Origin of the sequence: Streptomyces sp. NPDC050485, from assembly GCF_044458185.1 — a bacterium.
Classification (GTDB): domain Bacteria; phylum Actinomycetota; class Actinomycetes; order Streptomycetales; family Streptomycetaceae; genus Streptomyces.
Genome location: NZ_JBITHR010000023.1, coordinates 1 through 14,198 on the forward strand (window position 1 = coordinate 1; position 14,198 = coordinate 14,198).

Genomic DNA, 14,198 nt, shown 5'->3' on the forward strand with positions numbered 1-14,198 from the left:
CACCCTGAGGTGCTGGACCGGCATCTGCACCACCTGCCAACAACCCCTGCCCAGCAGGACCCCAAGATCGAGACAGACCTAACGGAGTCCTACTATGACCAGGGATGCCGATGCCCTTGCCGAGAACTTCACGACGGACGCTGTCTTCGAGGCGCCGCTCATGCCCGCGGGCGCCGTCTTCCCCAGGCGGTTGGTGGGTCGCGAGCAGATCCGTAGCGCCATGTCGGCGTACTACGAGCAACAGGTGAGGGACGACCGCTCGCCGAACCTCGAGAAGTCCGGCTACGTACTGCACACCACCACCGACCCCGACGTGTTCATCGCCGAGATCGACGCCGTCTTCGACGGGGAGGGCGACGGAGACGAAAGCGACGTGACTGTCTCGCTGGTACAGATCTTCCGCACCCGCGACGGGAAGATCGCCCGACTGCGCGACTACTTCGCGCCCGAGCTGATGAATTGACGATGAACTGTTCCAAGCCCGATGGGCAGTGGGCTGACAACTGAAGTGTGACGCACCGTGCAATGGGGGGCAATGTGCAGCGCCGGCCTTCGACCAGAGCGGTGCGGGTGCTGCGGGACAAGGTTCATGCGGCGGACCGGCTTTGGCGGCTTCGACTGAGGCACTGAGGGCTGTCATGAGGTCGACGACCTGTCCGGCCGGCTCCAGCGGCCCGGCCTTCACCTCCGCCACCTCCGCCGGGGCTCCTCGAAGCCGGTCAGCTGCGCCCCACTGGCACCGCCTCCGCGCGACGCCGCGGACGTCCTGCACCGCTCCGGCGATCTGCCCGCTGCCGATACCACTGTGCGCTCCCCGCCCCGCACACCAGGTCATCAGGCGTTGATGGCTGCGATCAGTTCGTCCCGCCCGCAGGTACCGGTCTTGCGGAAGAGTGCTTTGAGGTAGTCGTCCACCGTGTGGACGGACAGGTCGAGCAGCCGGGCGATCCGTCTGGGGGCGGTGCCGTTGTGCAGGTAGCGCATGACCTGCCGTTCGCGGGTGGTGATCTGGTACCAGTCGCAGAACGTGGGGAGCAGCAGCGTGCCGGTCGCGCGCTGGACCGTGATCGCGACGTCCCCGTTGTCGCCGAGTGGCTGTGCCTCGATCCCGGTCCAGCCGGACCCTGCGGACCTGAAACAGGTCCGTGGGTATCGGCGCCGCGGGTCGCGGGCGTGCGCGTGTGCCTCGAAGGACAGGGCAGCGAGGAAGGATTCGAGGAGCCAGTCCGGGACCGCGTCCTGCGGCGCCTCCGCGGCGAGCCACTGCCGGGCTACGGGCGTCATCGCCCGGACCTTGCCGTCCGCACCGACCACGAGCATGCCCGGCGGCAACCCGTCCGCCGTGGGCGCGACGGGCCGTGCTGTCACGCAGCCGCGCAGCGCGGCGATGAGCGGCCGTCCGACCGCGGCGATCGCGTGCGTGTCGTCAGCGTCGAACGGCCGACCGCCCGCCGCCCGGGTCAGGCTGACCAGTCCCCACACACCGCGGGTGTCCCGCAGCACCAGGCACAGCTCCTCGCCGACGCCGAACGCGCCCAGCGGAACGCTGAGATCCACGACGCCCACCGGCACGGTCTGCCGCGCCAGCCGGCCCAGTTCGGGCAGTCCGGCGGCAAAGCTGCCGACGCTCATCAGCTCGCGGCCGAGATCGGGCCCGTACCCGTGCCAGAACCCCAGCGCGCTGATGCCCACCCCCAGCGACGGGTTCATGACCCCGCACCGCAATCCGTCGTGCGCCACGATGGGCGCGATCACCCGGGACAGCGCCGCCCCCGACTCCTCGATCCCCGCGCCCGGTACCAGCGCCCCGCGCAGTTCCCCCAACAACCGATCGTTCACCACACCCGCAGTGTGGGTCCGCAGCCACAGGGCGTTCAAGCGCTTTATTACGTACATTCCGCCCCGTCGGCAACCCCCGGAATCCCGGGGGTTCTCCGTGACTCCTGACCTTGCGAACCTCGATGAGGCACATCGCCGATCACTGTAGGTATCAGGAGACAACCATGAGGTCGACAACGAAGCGCTCGGCAATCGCACTCTTCGGGCTCGCGCTGACCGGATCACTGATCAGCTTCACCGCCTCGGCATACACCCCGGCGGACGCCGCTCCCGCGGTGGCGGCCAAACCACTCGCCGGTTTCATGCTGGCTTCCAACATGAACAACCGGTGCCTGACCGTGGCCGGCGCCAACAACCTCCCGGGCGCGGCCCTCTACATGGCGGACTGCGCCGGTTCGCCGAGCCAGCGCTGGTACTTCATCGGTAATCAGCTGCACTCCGATGTCAGCCCCAACTACTGCCTCGACGTCGCCTGGAACAACCATGACATCGGCGCAGCGGTACAACTCTGGAACTGCGTCGGCGGGGACGCCCAGACCTGGAACTGGTCCGGTCCCAAGCTCCAGAACGCGAACGGCAACGTCCTCGACATCTCCCACTCGAACTCGGGCAACGGCGCCGCGGTCCAGATGTGGAACCCCGGTGACTCGGCTTCGCAGGACTGGCACATGAGCTGAACAGGCAGCCGGTGCAGACCTGGCTGGCGCGGCCGTATCTGGGTGGGGAGGCACGGGCGTTGTATGTGGACGAATGGGGGCGCCCCCGTCGTACTCGAAGCACCGACTGCGGCGCACATGCCGCCCACCCGGTTGCTGATCTGCGTGAAGCCCGTGTCCGGGTTCGTGTCGAAGTACCAGGTCTGCTCCGGCCCGTTGTCGCAGCCGTACTGGATCAGCTGGACGCCGGCGTTGTGTGAACTCGCCGGATCGGCCAGGCACTTGCCGCTGCTCTTGTTCCTGGTCTGGTAGCCGCCGCCGGTGTTCGCGATGGGGTAGAGACCCCAGTACTGCTCGGCGCCGCCGTAACAGGACCACTGGATGATCCCGGCCCCGTCGGCCGTGCTTCCGCCCCCGACCGACATGCAGTGCTGGCTGTTGAGGTTCCAGAACTCCACGATCTCCCCGTCTTGGAGCGCGGGCGACGCGATCCCGATCCCACCGCTCTGCCGCGTCGCGGTCGGTGCCGACGCCGGCATCACCCCCGCCGCGAACGCGATCGCGCCGAGCCCCACGATCCCGCGCCGAGCAACGCCGCAACGGCCCGCTGAGCCCCGCTTCAACCAGCAAGGCATCCAGCGCCTCCGTTCCCGGCGAGCCGTCAGCTGACGCTGCAGCGGCCAAGATCCCCGACAGAGTCGAGCCAGCAGGTGTCGTCAAGTCGCTTTCTGTAGTTTCGGCCGCGGTGACGAGCGATGGGTCGATGAGCAAGCAGCCGATGAGCGGGGGAGGTTGTCCGGTCAGCCCAGCGATGCGCTCGCCGCACGCAGCTCGTCCAGGGCCGCCAGGACGTAGCAGGCGAGCTCGTTCTTGGCGTCACGGTCGCCCTCGGACCATTCGGCGAATCCCCGTTTGAAGGCGAGGACGCCCAGCTCACTCGCGAGAGCCGCGGTCGGGTCGGGCACGCCGCGGGCGACCAGGGCGGTTGTCATCGCGGCCGCGAGGCTGACGCTCTTGAGGGCGTCACGCTCCTGGAGTTCGGTGCTGGCGGCGACGGCCGCCTTCAGTCGAGGGGCGAGCTCGCGGCTCATGGGGCCCATCGCGGTCGAGGCGCGCTCGAGACCGGCAGCGACCGCCTCCAGCGGGCTGGCGTTGCCGGACGCCTCGGCGATCCCCTCGGTCAGCAGCCGGCTGAGCGTCTCCTGTCCGGCCACCAGCAGCTCGCGCTTGTCGGGGAAGTGCTGGAAGAAGGTGCTTTTGGTGACTCCGGCGCGCTCGGCGATCTGCGCGACCGTCGTGGCGTCGTACCCCTGCTCGGTGAACAGGTCCGCCGTCGTCGCCGAGCTTCTCGGCAACGGCCACACCGTCCTCGCGCTCGCCCGCTCCGACGCGTCCGCGCTGGTCGCCGAGGCTGCCGGTGCCGAGCCGCTCCGGGGAGGTCTCGCCGATCTGGATGTCCTTCGCGCCGGCGTCGCTCAGGCCGACGGGGTGATGCACCTGGCGTTCGGCAACGACTTCAGCAGCCCGGACGCGCTCGCAAAGGCGGTCGCCGAGGAAGGTGCAGCCCTCGCGGCGCTCGGCGAGGAACTCGTCGGCAGCGACCGCCCCTTCGTCACCGTCTCGGGTACGCCCCGTGCGCCGGGCCGCGTCTCCACCGAGGCCGACCCGCTGCCGACCGATGGGCCGGTCGGTGGTCGCGGTCGCGCGGTTACGGCGGTCCTGGGCCTGGCCTCGCGCGGGGTCCGGAGCATAGCCGTACGCATGCCGCGCACGGTGCACAACCAGGGCGCGGGCGGGTTCGCCGGTCTGTTGACCGACATCGCACGCCGGACCGGAGTGTCCGGCTACCCGGGCGACGGTGCACAGCGCTGGCCGGCCGTGCACGCGCTCGACGCGGCAGTCCTTTTCCGGCTCGCCTTGGAGCGGGCGGAAGCCGGTACCTCCTGGCACGCCGTGGCCGACGAGGGGGACGAGGTGGCTGACATCGCGGCGGTCATCGGCCGACGGCTGGGCCTGCCGGTCGAGTCGGTGCCGGCGGAGACCTACGGCCCCCTCGGCCCGATCTTCGCGACCGACCAGCCCTCGTCCAGCACCCACACCCGGCAGGCGCTCGGCTGGGAGCCGAAGCGCCCCAGCCTTCTGGAGAGCCTGGAGAACATCCAGCCCTGACGGGCGGGGAAGACCAGTCGGGCTTGCCCGCGGGGACGAGGCTCGTTCTGACGGACGACGTGCCCGCCCCCCTGGAGTCAAGTGCCGGGAAATTTAGGCAAGTTGACTGCCCGGCAGGACCGCGCGTGGGCTCCGCGCGTACTGGGTCAGTTGCCCGGGTGGGAGGCCACCCAGCCGTGTTCGAGCAACGCGAAGGCCTCGTCGGCGGCGCGGCGCGGCTCGGCGTGCCGGAGGATGAGGCCGCGGGCCTCAAGGGCGAAACGTGCCAGGGCGGCGCAGCTGACGTCTTCCTCGGGGGCGCCGGCGGCCTCGGCGATGGCCCGTGCCAGGGCCGCTTCGTGGCGCGTCCACATGCGGTGGGCGTAGTCGCGCAGCACCGGGGTCTCGTGCACCATGCGCGTGAAATCGGCGAACCGCGGGTCCGTGGCATGGACGGCGAACTGTGTCTGTGCCAACAGGATGTGCTCGCGCAGTGCCTGCGGGATCGACTGGCCGGGGGTGCGGTCGCGCACGGCGGCGACGAGTGCTGCTTCCAGGTCGTCGTCCTGGTCGAAGACGAGGGCTTCCTTGCCGGAGAAGTGCTTGAACAGGGTGGTCACCGAGACGTCGGCGGCGTCGGCGACGTCCTTGACGCCGACCTGGTCGTAGCCGCGGTCGAGGAAGAGCTCGAGTGCGGCGTCGGCCAGGGACTGGCGGGTCTGGGCCTTCTTGCGCTCGCGGCGCCCGGTCGGTTCGGTCACTCGCCCACCATACCCCAGAGTGCAGTGGATGTTAAAGTTTAGTCGTTGCACTTATTTTATGAGTGTGCTTTCTTGGTGATGCCGGGCCTCCCGGCGGCTCATCCACTTCCCGAGGGACACTCCCATGAACTCTGCTCGTGATCCCCGCATCGCGATTGTCGGCGCCGGCCTCGGTGGCCTCACCTGCGCCCGAGTCCTGCAGCAACACGGCTGCTCGGTCACCGTTTTCGAACGCGAGGCCTCCGCCGATGCCCGCCCGCAGGGCGGCACCCTCGACCTGCATGCCGACACCGGTCAGGCCGCCCTGCGTGCCGCGGGGCTCCTCGACCGATTCCACGCCCTCGCCCGTCCCGAAGGAGAGGAGTGGCGCGTGCTCGACTTCGCCGACGGCGCTCTCCTGGCGCATCAGGGGCCTTCCGTCGCCGGTGGCCGGCCGGAGATCGATCGAGGTCAACTGCGCGGTCTGTTCCTGGACTCGCTCACCGAGGGCACGGTGCGGTGGGGCCGGGCCGTCAGCGGGGTCACCCCGCTGACGGACGGCACCTGCCGACTGCTCTTCGGTGACGGCACGGCAGAGGACTTCGACCTGGTGGTCGGCGCCGACGGCGCCTGGTCGCGCGTCCGCCCGGCCCTGTCGCACGCCACACCCGGCTACACCGGCGTCACCTTCGTCGAGACCGGATTCGACCACTGCGACACCCGCCATCCCGACCTCGCGCGGCTGGTCGGCAACGGATCGATGCTGGCGAAGGGCGCCGGCAGGTCCCTGGTCGCCCAGCGCAACAGCAACGGCCACATCCGCGCCTACATCGCGCTCCGCGAGCCAGAGGACTGGCACGTGGCTGCCGGTATCGACTTCGGCGACCAGCGGGCCGTGCGGACGCACCTGTTGAGGATCTTCGACGGCTGGGACGAGAGCCTGCGCTCCATCCTGCGGAACAGCGACAGCGGGTTCATCAACCGGCCCCTGTTCGTCCTGCCCGCCCAGCACACCTGGGAGCACGTCCCCGGCGTCACGCTGCTCGGCGATGCCGCGCACCTGATGCCCCCGGTTGGGCTCGGCGCCAATCTCGCCATGCTCGACGGCGCCGACCTCGCCCACGCCCTCGTCACCGAATCCAGCATCGACGACGCCGTTCGCGCCTACGAGAACCTCATGCTGCCGCGCTCGATCGAAGCCGCGACGGGCAGTGCGCAGGGACTCGACCACCTCGTTCCCGCGACGACTTCCTGAGCCGACTCCATCGCCCCCCCCCGGCCCCGCAGCCGTGCCTCCGGGGTGGCGGCGGGCATCGTTCTCGCCGCCCGGTGCCCGGCCAGCAGCGCGAAGGTGATCCCGGCGAACGTGGAGATCGCCAGGCGGACGATCCGGGCGACGGCGACGGAGGCGGAGGTGGAGTGCACCAGCATCGCGATCTTCCAGACGGCGGCACCGCCCGGAGGGCCGACGGCCACGGAGACCGCCGTGCGGTCCCCGTGGTCGGGGAGCAGATCAGAAGAGATCGCTGAACAGGGCGTACCCGGTGGGGTCACCCGGCATCTGCCAGTGCAGGCCCTGGAGGAAGAAGCAGGCCAGAAGGTTGGTCACGGCGAAGAAGGCCAGGACGTACAGGCTGAACGAGCCCGTGGTGCGCAGGGCTCGCGAGGTGGTGGCGGTGTCCAGGGGCTGGGCCTCGTGGGCCAGGACCAGGTTGACGCCCGCGGCGAGGGCGGCCAGGAAGAAGGTGATGGCGGCCCAGGTGTACAGGTGCAGGCCGAACAGGGCGCCCGCGTAGCCGGGGTCCGGGGGCACGATGTGCATCAGGACCTGGGCGCCCGACACGGTGCTTCCGAGCAGGGCGGCCACGATGGCCCAGCCCCAGCCGGACGCGAAGTCCCGTGTGGTGACGGCGCCTTGGCGCGAGCGGTGGACGATGTAGGCCGGACCGAGCGCGCTGAGCAGCATGAACATCCGCTGGAGCAGACACATGGGGCAGGGGTATTCCCACAGCCCGAACTGGAAGACGTACGCCCCGCCGATGGTGGCGCACATGCCGAGGACGTACAGGTTGGCGAAGAGCAGGCCCAGCTTGTTGCCGAGACGGGCGGGGGCGGGGGTCAGGGTGGTGGTCATCGCGGGCTCCTCCTCAGAAGCTCAGGTTGAAGGCGCGGTCGAGGTGGGGGAGGAACGCGAGGACTGTGAGGGCGAGGGTTCCCGACCACAGGAGCAGCCGCGCGCGGCGCGACCAGTCGCGGAGCACCGCGAACACGCACAGGGCGATCAGGAGGAAGAGGAGGGTGTACATGGTTCCTGGTTTCGGAGGAGGCTTCGGTTTCCTTTGTCGGCTTCAGCCTCCCGCCGGGGGTTCTGCCGCGGTAGCGGTCACCCTTCTATGGGTCCATAGACCCGTTCTATGACGTGAGCCGCCGCCTCGCGATGGCGTACAGCTCCCTCGCCGGGCCGGTCGGGCGCTGTCCCGTGGGCCATACGGCGCGCAGGGTGCGGGAGAGGTCCGCGCCGGTCACCGGGGGCGATGTGAGGGCGCCCGCGGCGAGTTCGGCCGCCACCGCCAGCGAGCTCAGCACCGCCGGGCCGACGCCGCCGGCCACCGCGTTCTTGATCGCCGTGGTGGAGGACAACTCCAGGAGGGCGTTCGGCTGCCAGCCGGGGACGCGGGCGGCCACGGCCCGCTCGAAGGTCGTACGGGTACCCGACCCCGGCTCGCGCTGCACCAGCGGCGTCGCGGCGAGCTCCTCGACCGGGATGCCCGGGCGCCGCGCCCACGGGTGAGCCGGGGCCACCACCACGACCAGGCGGTCCCTCGCAACGGCATGACTCTGCAGGCCCTTCGGCGCGCGCGGGCTCTCGATGAAGCCGATCTCGGCCCGGCCGTCGAGCACGGCACTGGCGACCTCCGCCGAGTTGCCCGACTCCAGGGCGACGGCCGCCGCGGGCGTGCTGGTGCGCAGTGCCACCAACCACTGCGGGAACAGGTACTCGGCGACGGTCTGGCTCGCCGCGACATGCAGCTGCGAGTCGCGCCGCTCCCGCAACGCCCCGGTCCCGACGTCGAGTTGGTGCGCCGCGTCGACGACCGTACGCGCCCACTCGGCGATCAGCGTGCCCGCCGCGGTGGGCCGGGAGCCCAGCGTGGTGCGTTCGAGGACGGACACGCCGACCAGCTTCTCCAGGTAGCGGATGCGGGAGCTCGCCGAGGGCTGGCTGATCCCGTGCGCCTCGGCGGCCCGGCCGAGGCTGCCCAGCTCGATGACGCTGAGCAGCAGGTCGAGGGCGGTCAGGTCGGGGACGCGGGGTGAGAGCGGCATAGGGCCAGGCTATGAGCCTGCGCGGCTCCGCGCGGATCACCGGAACGCCGTGCGGCGGGTCGCCGGGAGCCCGTGGCGGCGGGACGTCGAAGGTCTGCGGCGTAGGCGGTGGCGATGCTGCCGGGGTACAGGCGGGCACCTCATCGTGGACGGCGTCCATGGTGTCATCGCCGGTCTCCTGGCCGGCAGGGTTCGCGCCACGGGCAAGCTGGACAGCTCGCCCTTCTCCGTTCCCTTCGTCGTGGAGAACGGTGTGATCACCGGCTTTCACATGTACGAGGACAGCCTTGCGATCGCCGAAGCCTGCACCCGTGAGGCGGGGGTCGACGGAGCGCTGGTGTGACCCATCGGACGCGCTCTGGCCCCTCAGCACGGGATTCCCTGCCATCACCCCGCCCGGCGAGGCAACCGGACCCGATCGGGGTGCAACCCTCGGGTTGCATCCGGGAGCTCAATCTGCAACTCTGGAGTTGCATCCAATGGTGGCGATGAAGGAGTCCCCTCATGAGCGAGGACCGGATCGAACGCGAAACCCTGATCGAGGCATCCCTGGAGCGGGTCTGGTCGCTGGTGGCCGAGCCCGGTTTCTGGGTGGCCGACAAGGCGAGCCTGCCCGGCACGGTGGCCAGGGAAGGCGAGGAGATGGTGGCGAAGCACCCCGAGCACGGCAACTTCCCGGTGCGCGTGGAGAAGGTCGAACCGCCGACCTACCTGGCGTACCGCTGGGCCAGTGCGTTCCCCGGAGAAGAACTGCGCGAGGACAACAGCACCCTCGTGGAGTTCACGCTGACACCGGAAGGCGGCAAGACGCGGCTGCGCGTCGTCGAGAGCGGGTTCGCGGCGCTGGCCGGGTCCGAGGAGCTGCGCAGCAAGGCGGTCAAGGACAACACCGGCGGCTGGCCCCAGGAACTCGACGTACTCAAGACGCGCGCCGAACAGCCCTCCGTGTGACCGACGAACCCCGTGGCAGCGTCGAGGCGGTCGACAACGTCCTCGCCGCGCTGGCCGACCCGACGCGACGCCGGCTGCTCGAACTGCTCGCCGCGCAGGGCGAGGCCACCGCGACGACGCTCGCCGAACACCTTCCCGTCTCGCGTCAGGCCGTGGTCAAACACCTCGCCGTCCTGGACGCCGCCGGGCTGGTGTCCGGCGGCAGGGTCGGGCGCGAGGTGCGCTATACGGTGCGGTCCGCGGCGCTCGATGCGACGGCGCAGTGGATGGCCTCGCTCGCCGCCGACTGGGACCGGCGACTGGCGAACATCAAGCGCATCGCCGAGGCAGCCGAGCGGGACTCGCGAAGCTGAGAAGGCTTCCGCGTACCGGTCGGTGGGCGTGTTCAGTCGAACCGGGTTGACGACATCGGCCTGCCCGACGTGGCGACCTGGCCCGGTTCGGCGTGGTCGGCGTGCACGGGTCCGATGCGGGTCACCAGCGTGTCGTCGGCGCATGCGCGCTCAAGCCACGTGCCGATGTCTGCAGCGCCGTCGCGGACCACCCGGCCGCCGGCTCCCCTGCCCCACCCCGCGGTCACGAAGACGGGCCGCGGGGTGGAGGCCACCGGTTTCCACCATCGCGACTCCGGCCGGACCACGGCTGGCAGGCCGGCCGCCCGTGAACGCGAGGTGCTGAGTCGACAGCCCGCCGGACTGTCGGCGGAGACCTCCGTCAGGACTTCCCGGTCGCATACGTGTGGAAGCCCTGCCCGCTCTTGCGCCCCAGCCTGCCCGCTGCCACCAGGTCGGTGAGCAGTGTGCAGGGAGTGAAGCGGGAGTCGCTCGTGAGCTCGTGCAGGACGTGCAGCGTGTCCACGACGGTGTCCAGGCCGATCAGGTCGGCGGTGCGCAGCGGCCCCATGGTGTGCCCGAAGCACTCCTGGAAGAGCCGGTCGACGGTGGCCGCGTCCGCGGTGCCCGCCTGCACCACGGCGGCCGCGTCGTTGTACGTGGCGTGCGACAGCCGGTTGGACACGAAACCGGGTGCGTCGCCTACGACGATGCCCTGCTTGCCCATGGTCTTCAGCAGGTCATGGGCGTGGTCCAGGGTCTGCTCACTGGTGTGTTCACCTCGGACGACCTCGACGGAATCCTTGGCGTAGGCCGGGTTCATGAAGTGCATGCCGAGTACGCGCTCGGGGGCTTCGACGTGCTCGGCGAGCAGGCCGACCGGGATGGCGGAGGTACAGGTGGCGATCACCGCGGTCGGGGAGAGCACGGCATCGAGGGAGCGGAAGACTTCCCGTTTGACGGGGATGCTCTCGCGGGCGCATTCGACGACGAAGGACGCGGTACGCAGTTCCTCGACGTCCGCGCCGAAGCGCACCCGCCGCACCGTGGGCTCGACCCCGTCGGCCGGTGCCCGGCGCAGCAGGGCGGCCATGCGGAGTCCGGCGCGCAGCCGGTCGGGGGCGGTGGCCAGGGACCGCGGCAGGGGATCCACGACGGTGACGTCATGGCCCGCGGCCGCCAGGCAGTGGGCGACACCGACGCCCATCGTGCCCGCGCCGACGACGCCGACCGTACGGCGGGGCGCGGGGTGCGTGATGCTGTGAGTCACGGGCTCTCCTGGATCGGCAGAGGGGTCAGGCGGCGGCGACGACGCGGACCGCGCCGTCCTGGGCGGGTGGTGCCGCCGCGGGGTCGAAACCGAGCAGGACCCGGTCGCCGGTGCGCTCGATCACGTCGAAGCCGCTGAAGCGCAGGTTGACCAGCATCACCCGGTTCACCTCGGTGGGTACGAACTCCGCCACCGGGCGGCGGCCGTCCGCCAGCGCGTCGCGCACGAGATGGCCGATCAGGGCCGGACCGACGCCGCGGGACATCACCCGGCAGGACAGCAGCAGCAGCTTCAACACGCTGTCGGTGCCGGTGAGTTCGGTGAGCGCCAGGCCGATGGTGCCGTACGAGCCGAAGCGGTCCTCAAGGCTCGCCACCAGGACCTGGTGCGCCGGTGAGGCGAGCAGCTCCCGCAGCTGGGACATGTCGTACGTGCGGCCCGTGGTGTTGAGCTGGTGGGTGCGGACGGTGAGTTCATGGGCGCGTTCGAGGTCCGTCTCGGTGGCCCGTCGGACGGTGAGGACCAGGCCGAGGGTGGCCAGGAAGTCCTTCGCCAGGCCGGTGTAGGTCTCCTGGGCGCGCTTGCGGCTCAGTTCACCGCGGTAGAGGTGACGGCGGCCGCGGCTCTCATCGGTGACGAACGGGGGCTGGAAAGCGGTCAGGTCGGGAAGCCCGGCCGCCTGCTCGGCCGCGTAGACGCGCACGGCGGGGTGGGCCGCCGCGACCTCCGCGCGTTCCACCGCGTCGTTGTCGATGAACGCCACCGTGTCGATCCCGATGTTGATGGCCTCGGCGACGTGGCGTACCGCATCGGACTTGGCGCCCCAGCCGATCTCCAGGACCGTGAACAGCTCCTCGATGCCGAGTGCTTGCAAATGCGCGGTGGCGGTGGCGTGGTCGCCGCGGCTGGCGACGGCGTGCAGGATGCCGCGCTCGTCGAGGGCGCGCAGCGTGGCGAGGACCTCGGGGAAGGGCTGTGGAGCGTCGCCCTCCAGAACCGTGCCGTTCCACACGGTGTCGTCAAGGTCCCACACCAGGCACTTCACGGTCGGTGCGGGGACGGCTCCTGCGGTGTGGGTGGCCGCTGCCTCGGTCGTCATTGCGGTCCTTCCTGGATCACTGTGCGAGCTCGCTCGCCGGATGAGGGACGGAACCCGTACCGGCGCAACAGCCGGTCCGCGATGTGGAGTTCCGACACGAATGGGGAGCCCTCGATGAGCTCCATGACCTTGGCGTCCCGGAAGAACCGCCCGGCCAGGCTGTCCGGCGCGATGCCGGCGGCGCCAAGTGTCTGCACCGCCGTCGAGCCGACGGTGGTGGCGGCACCGGCCGCCGCGTACTTGGCGACGACGGTCTCCGCCACGGCCGACGGATCGCCCTCCTGGCGCAGTCGGCCCGCGCGGGCGCACAGTTCGCGTGCGGCCCTGGTCTGAACGGCGGCGCGGGCGAGCTGGGCCCGTACGAGCTGGTGCTCGGCCAGTGGGACACCCTGCTGAAGACGGTTCACCGCATGGTCGGCCGCGGCATCCAGGCCGGCTTCGGCCATCCCGACGCAACCCCATGCCACCGTGTACCGCCCGTGGTCCAGCGCGGTGCCCACGACATGGGTGAGGCCGGTGCCCGGCGGGCCGACCAAGTGGTCGCGCGGCACCCGCACCCCGTCGAAGCCGACATGGGCGATCTCGGCCGCCCGCATGCCCAGTTGGCCGTCGACGGGCTCCCGGCGCACGCCCGTCCGGTCTCCTTCGACCAGCACCGCCGCCGGGCCCCCGGCGGCCCGGCCCAGTACCAGGAAGACATCGGCGGTCCTGCCGAAGGTGATCCACAGCTTGCGCCCGGTGACGACCAGATGGTCACCATCCTCGTCGATGCGGGTTTCCACACCGGCCAGATCCGTGCCCGCCCCCGCCTCGGTCGCGGCGAAGGCGGCGAACCGGTGCCCGCGGGCCAGCTGCGGCAGCCACTCCTCGCGCTGGGCCGCCGTGCCCCAGCGCAACAGCGCGGCGGCCACCATCTCCTGCACGGTGAGCAGGCCACGCAACGCGCTGCACACCCCGCCGATCTCGGCACAGACGTCGCCAAGGTCGGCCGGGCCGCCGCCCGATCCGCCATAGCGCTCCGGCAGTCCCACCCCGAAGAGCCCCGCCCGCGCGACGGCCTCGCGCACCGCCTCGGGCAGCGTGCCCGCGCGGTCCCAGTCGCCGGCCTCGCCCCGGACGGTGGCGGCGAACTTCGCCGCGTCCGGCGGGCCTGCTGGTTCGACGGCGTACGTCATCATGCCGCCGCGTCGGTGCGGGCGCCCCGGGCCTGGGCGAAGGCGATGATGCGCGCGGCCGTCCGGAAGTTGTCGATGGCGAGGTCCTCGACCTCCACCGTCAGCCGGAAGCGCTGCTCCACGAACGTGACCAGTTCCAGAGCGAAGAGGGAGTCGGCGAGTCCAGCGGCGAAGTAGTCGTCGTCGGGGCCGACTTCGGTGCCGAGTGCGGCGGCCAGAAAGGCCAGGACGTCCTCGACCGTTGTCGTCACGGGTGCTGTCGTCATGGGGTGATCTCTCCTCGGATCTACAGGTATTGCGTGCGGTCTTCGCCGTCCCGGTCTCCACGCGGAGCGGACTCCAGGCGGCCGCCGGGCAAGGAACGAAATCAAACTGCTTTTTCACGCAGCTGTTGACCGCACCTTCCACAGAGCCCACGGTCTCCGGGCAAGAAGAATTCGCCGATCAATAGGTAGCGTAAGTCAGGCCGACTTGGGGTTGATATAGAAGGCCTTGAGGACTCCTCAAGAGATGGCGTCATAGAAGTCCGCTGATGGAGAACGTGGATTCGTCCGCGCCTTTCAGTCAATTCGACCCGGGACTCGTGGCTGAAAATCTATGGCGCCTTCTCGCGGAAGTCGGCCGACCGGCCGTGCGGGCCGTGGAGAGTTTCCCTGCGCGG

General features: G+C 70.5%; 19 protein-coding genes and 1 pseudogene. 8 read left to right on the forward strand and 12 right to left on the reverse strand.

The annotated features are described in order from the left end of the window. The first annotated feature begins 94 nt into the window (after positions 1-94). Positions 95-463 (forward strand): nuclear transport factor 2 family protein, encoded by a 369-nt coding sequence (locus ACIBK6_RS33340; RefSeq protein ID WP_399055674.1) that lies wholly within the window; start codon positions 95-97, stop codon positions 461-463. A gap of 371 nt (positions 464-834) precedes the next feature. Here ACIBK6_RS33340 and ACIBK6_RS33345 read toward each other — a convergent pair whose 3' ends face one another. Then, complete coding sequence (locus ACIBK6_RS33345; RefSeq protein WP_399055676.1) at positions 835-1,842, reverse strand: helix-turn-helix transcriptional regulator; 1,008 nt, start codon at positions 1,840-1,842, stop codon at positions 835-837. 161 nt (positions 1,843-2,003) lie between these two features. On the opposite strand from ACIBK6_RS33345, the gene ACIBK6_RS33350 reads away from it, so the two are divergent. Next, positions 2,004-2,516 carry an RICIN domain-containing protein gene (locus tag ACIBK6_RS33350; protein WP_399055678.1) on the forward strand — a complete coding sequence of 171 codons (513 nt, stop codon included), beginning with the start codon at positions 2,004-2,006 and terminating at the stop codon, positions 2,514-2,516. Between the two features lie 131 nt (positions 2,517-2,647). On the opposite strand, the pseudogene ACIBK6_RS33355 reads toward ACIBK6_RS33350, so the two are convergent. Continuing rightward, a pseudogene (locus tag ACIBK6_RS33355) lies at positions 2,648-2,920 on the reverse strand (RICIN domain-containing protein); the annotation flags it as partial. Here ACIBK6_RS33355 and ACIBK6_RS33360 point away from each other — a divergent pair. After that, positions 2,877-3,164 (forward strand): hypothetical protein, encoded by a 288-nt coding sequence (locus ACIBK6_RS33360; RefSeq protein WP_399055844.1) that lies wholly within the window; start codon positions 2,877-2,879, stop codon positions 3,162-3,164. The pseudogene ACIBK6_RS33355 and the gene ACIBK6_RS33360 sit on opposite strands and share 44 nt — an antisense overlap. 131 nt (positions 3,165-3,295) lie before the next feature. Here ACIBK6_RS33360 and ACIBK6_RS33365 read toward each other — a convergent pair whose 3' ends face one another. Then, positions 3,296-3,850: a TetR/AcrR family transcriptional regulator gene (locus ACIBK6_RS33365; RefSeq protein ID WP_399055680.1), complete on the reverse strand. Its 555-nt coding sequence runs from the start codon at positions 3,848-3,850 to the stop codon at positions 3,296-3,298. Here ACIBK6_RS33365 and ACIBK6_RS33370 point away from each other — a divergent pair. Further along, positions 3,813-4,664, forward strand: a complete 852-nt coding sequence (locus ACIBK6_RS33370; protein WP_399055682.1) for an NAD-dependent epimerase/dehydratase family protein — start codon at positions 3,813-3,815, stop codon at positions 4,662-4,664. The genes ACIBK6_RS33365 and ACIBK6_RS33370 overlap by 38 nt on opposite strands. A 146-nt stretch (positions 4,665-4,810) precedes the next feature. Here the strand turns inward: ACIBK6_RS33370 and ACIBK6_RS33375 are convergent, their stop codons facing one another. Then, positions 4,811-5,404 carry a TetR/AcrR family transcriptional regulator gene (locus ACIBK6_RS33375; RefSeq protein ID WP_399055684.1) on the reverse strand — a complete coding sequence of 198 codons (594 nt, stop codon included), beginning with the start codon at positions 5,402-5,404 and terminating at the stop codon, positions 4,811-4,813. Between the two features lie 124 nt (positions 5,405-5,528). Between ACIBK6_RS33375 and ACIBK6_RS33380 the strand changes: the two genes are divergently transcribed. Beyond that, entirely contained in the window at positions 5,529-6,638 is a 1,110-nt protein-coding gene (locus ACIBK6_RS33380; RefSeq protein ID WP_399055686.1) for an FAD-dependent oxidoreductase, read from the forward strand. A gap of 258 nt (positions 6,639-6,896) precedes the next feature. Here the strand turns inward: ACIBK6_RS33380 and ACIBK6_RS33385 are convergent, their stop codons facing one another. From ACIBK6_RS33385 to ACIBK6_RS33395, 3 genes are all read right to left on the reverse strand, one after another. Continuing rightward, the gene (locus ACIBK6_RS33385; protein WP_399055688.1) at positions 6,897-7,517 is read right to left on the reverse strand and encodes a disulfide bond formation protein B; all 621 of its coding nucleotides are present in this window, start codon (positions 7,515-7,517) and stop codon (positions 6,897-6,899) included. 13 nt (positions 7,518-7,530) lie between these two features. Continuing rightward, positions 7,531-7,689 carry a hypothetical protein gene (locus ACIBK6_RS33390; protein WP_399055690.1) on the reverse strand — a complete coding sequence of 53 codons (159 nt, stop codon included), beginning with the start codon at positions 7,687-7,689 and terminating at the stop codon, positions 7,531-7,533. Between the two features lie 106 nt (positions 7,690-7,795). After that, positions 7,796-8,710, reverse strand: a complete 915-nt coding sequence (locus ACIBK6_RS33395; protein ID WP_399055692.1) for a LysR family transcriptional regulator — start codon at positions 8,708-8,710, stop codon at positions 7,796-7,798. A 145-nt stretch (positions 8,711-8,855) separates the two neighbouring features. On the opposite strand from ACIBK6_RS33395, the gene ACIBK6_RS33400 reads away from it, so the two are divergent. The 3 genes from ACIBK6_RS33400 (at position 8,856) to ACIBK6_RS33410 (ending at position 10,014) form a co-directional block, all read left to right on the forward strand. Beyond that, a complete protein-coding gene (locus ACIBK6_RS33400; protein ID WP_399055695.1) occupies positions 8,856-9,053 on the forward strand; it encodes a hypothetical protein in 198 nt (65 codons plus the stop codon). Positions 9,054-9,214: 161 nt separating this feature from the next. Next, positions 9,215-9,661 (forward strand): SRPBCC domain-containing protein, encoded by a 447-nt coding sequence (locus ACIBK6_RS33405; RefSeq protein WP_399055697.1) that lies wholly within the window; start codon positions 9,215-9,217, stop codon positions 9,659-9,661. Continuing rightward, complete coding sequence (locus tag ACIBK6_RS33410) at positions 9,658-10,014, forward strand: ArsR/SmtB family transcription factor (RefSeq protein ID WP_399055700.1); 357 nt, start codon at positions 9,658-9,660, stop codon at positions 10,012-10,014. Before ACIBK6_RS33405 ends, ACIBK6_RS33410 begins: the two co-directional genes overlap by 4 nt. A 32-nt stretch (positions 10,015-10,046) precedes the next feature. Here the strand turns inward: ACIBK6_RS33410 and ACIBK6_RS33415 are convergent, their stop codons facing one another. The 5 genes from ACIBK6_RS33415 to ACIBK6_RS33435 form a co-directional block, all read right to left on the reverse strand. Next, a complete protein-coding gene (locus ACIBK6_RS33415; protein ID WP_399055702.1) occupies positions 10,047-10,268 on the reverse strand; it encodes a hypothetical protein in 222 nt (73 codons plus the stop codon). Between the two features lie 107 nt (positions 10,269-10,375). Next, on the reverse strand, positions 10,376-11,263 hold the full coding sequence (locus ACIBK6_RS33420) for a 3-hydroxyacyl-CoA dehydrogenase family protein (protein ID WP_399055704.1): 888 nt from the start codon (positions 11,261-11,263) through the stop codon (positions 10,376-10,378). Positions 11,264-11,288: 25 nt separating this feature from the next. Then, entirely contained in the window at positions 11,289-12,362 is a 1,074-nt protein-coding gene (locus tag ACIBK6_RS33425) for an HAD-IIIC family phosphatase (RefSeq protein WP_399055706.1), read from the reverse strand. After that, a complete protein-coding gene (locus ACIBK6_RS33430) occupies positions 12,359-13,540 on the reverse strand; it encodes an acyl-CoA dehydrogenase family protein (RefSeq protein WP_399055707.1) in 1,182 nt (393 codons plus the stop codon). Before ACIBK6_RS33430 ends, ACIBK6_RS33425 begins: the two co-directional genes overlap by 4 nt. Next, positions 13,537-13,803, reverse strand: coding sequence for an acyl carrier protein (locus ACIBK6_RS33435; RefSeq protein ID WP_399055709.1), 267 nt, complete (start codon positions 13,801-13,803; stop codon positions 13,537-13,539). Before ACIBK6_RS33435 ends, ACIBK6_RS33430 begins: the two co-directional genes overlap by 4 nt. Positions 13,804-14,198: the final 395 nt, after the last annotated feature.

Excerpts from the sequence above, each read along its gene's own strand:
- ACIBK6_RS33425 (WP_399055706.1), bottom strand. The coding sequence starts at position 12,362 with ATGACGACCGAGGCAGCGGCCACCCACACCGCAGGAGCCGTCCCCGCA.
- ACIBK6_RS33435 (WP_399055709.1), bottom strand. The coding sequence starts at position 13,803 with ATGACGACAGCACCCGTGACGACAACGGTCGAGGACGTCCTGGCCTTT.
- ACIBK6_RS33385 (WP_399055688.1), bottom strand. The coding sequence starts at position 7,517 with ATGACCACCACCCTGACCCCCGCCCCCGCCCGTCTCGGCAACAAGCTG.
- ACIBK6_RS33390 (WP_399055690.1), bottom strand. The coding sequence starts at position 7,689 with ATGTACACCCTCCTCTTCCTCCTGATCGCCCTGTGCGTGTTCGCGGTG.
- ACIBK6_RS33360 (WP_399055844.1), top strand. The coding sequence starts at position 2,877 with ATGATCCCGGCCCCGTCGGCCGTGCTTCCGCCCCCGACCGACATGCAG.
- ACIBK6_RS33395 (WP_399055692.1), bottom strand. The coding sequence starts at position 8,710 with ATGCCGCTCTCACCCCGCGTCCCCGACCTGACCGCCCTCGACCTGCTG.
- ACIBK6_RS33350 (WP_399055678.1), top strand. The coding sequence starts at position 2,004 with ATGAGGTCGACAACGAAGCGCTCGGCAATCGCACTCTTCGGGCTCGCG.
- ACIBK6_RS33405 (WP_399055697.1), top strand. The coding sequence starts at position 9,215 with ATGAGCGAGGACCGGATCGAACGCGAAACCCTGATCGAGGCATCCCTG.
- ACIBK6_RS33380 (WP_399055686.1), top strand. The coding sequence starts at position 5,529 with ATGAACTCTGCTCGTGATCCCCGCATCGCGATTGTCGGCGCCGGCCTC.
- ACIBK6_RS33430 (WP_399055707.1), bottom strand. The coding sequence starts at position 13,540 with ATGATGACGTACGCCGTCGAACCAGCAGGCCCGCCGGACGCGGCGAAG.
- ACIBK6_RS33340 (WP_399055674.1), top strand. The coding sequence starts at position 95 with ATGACCAGGGATGCCGATGCCCTTGCCGAGAACTTCACGACGGACGCT.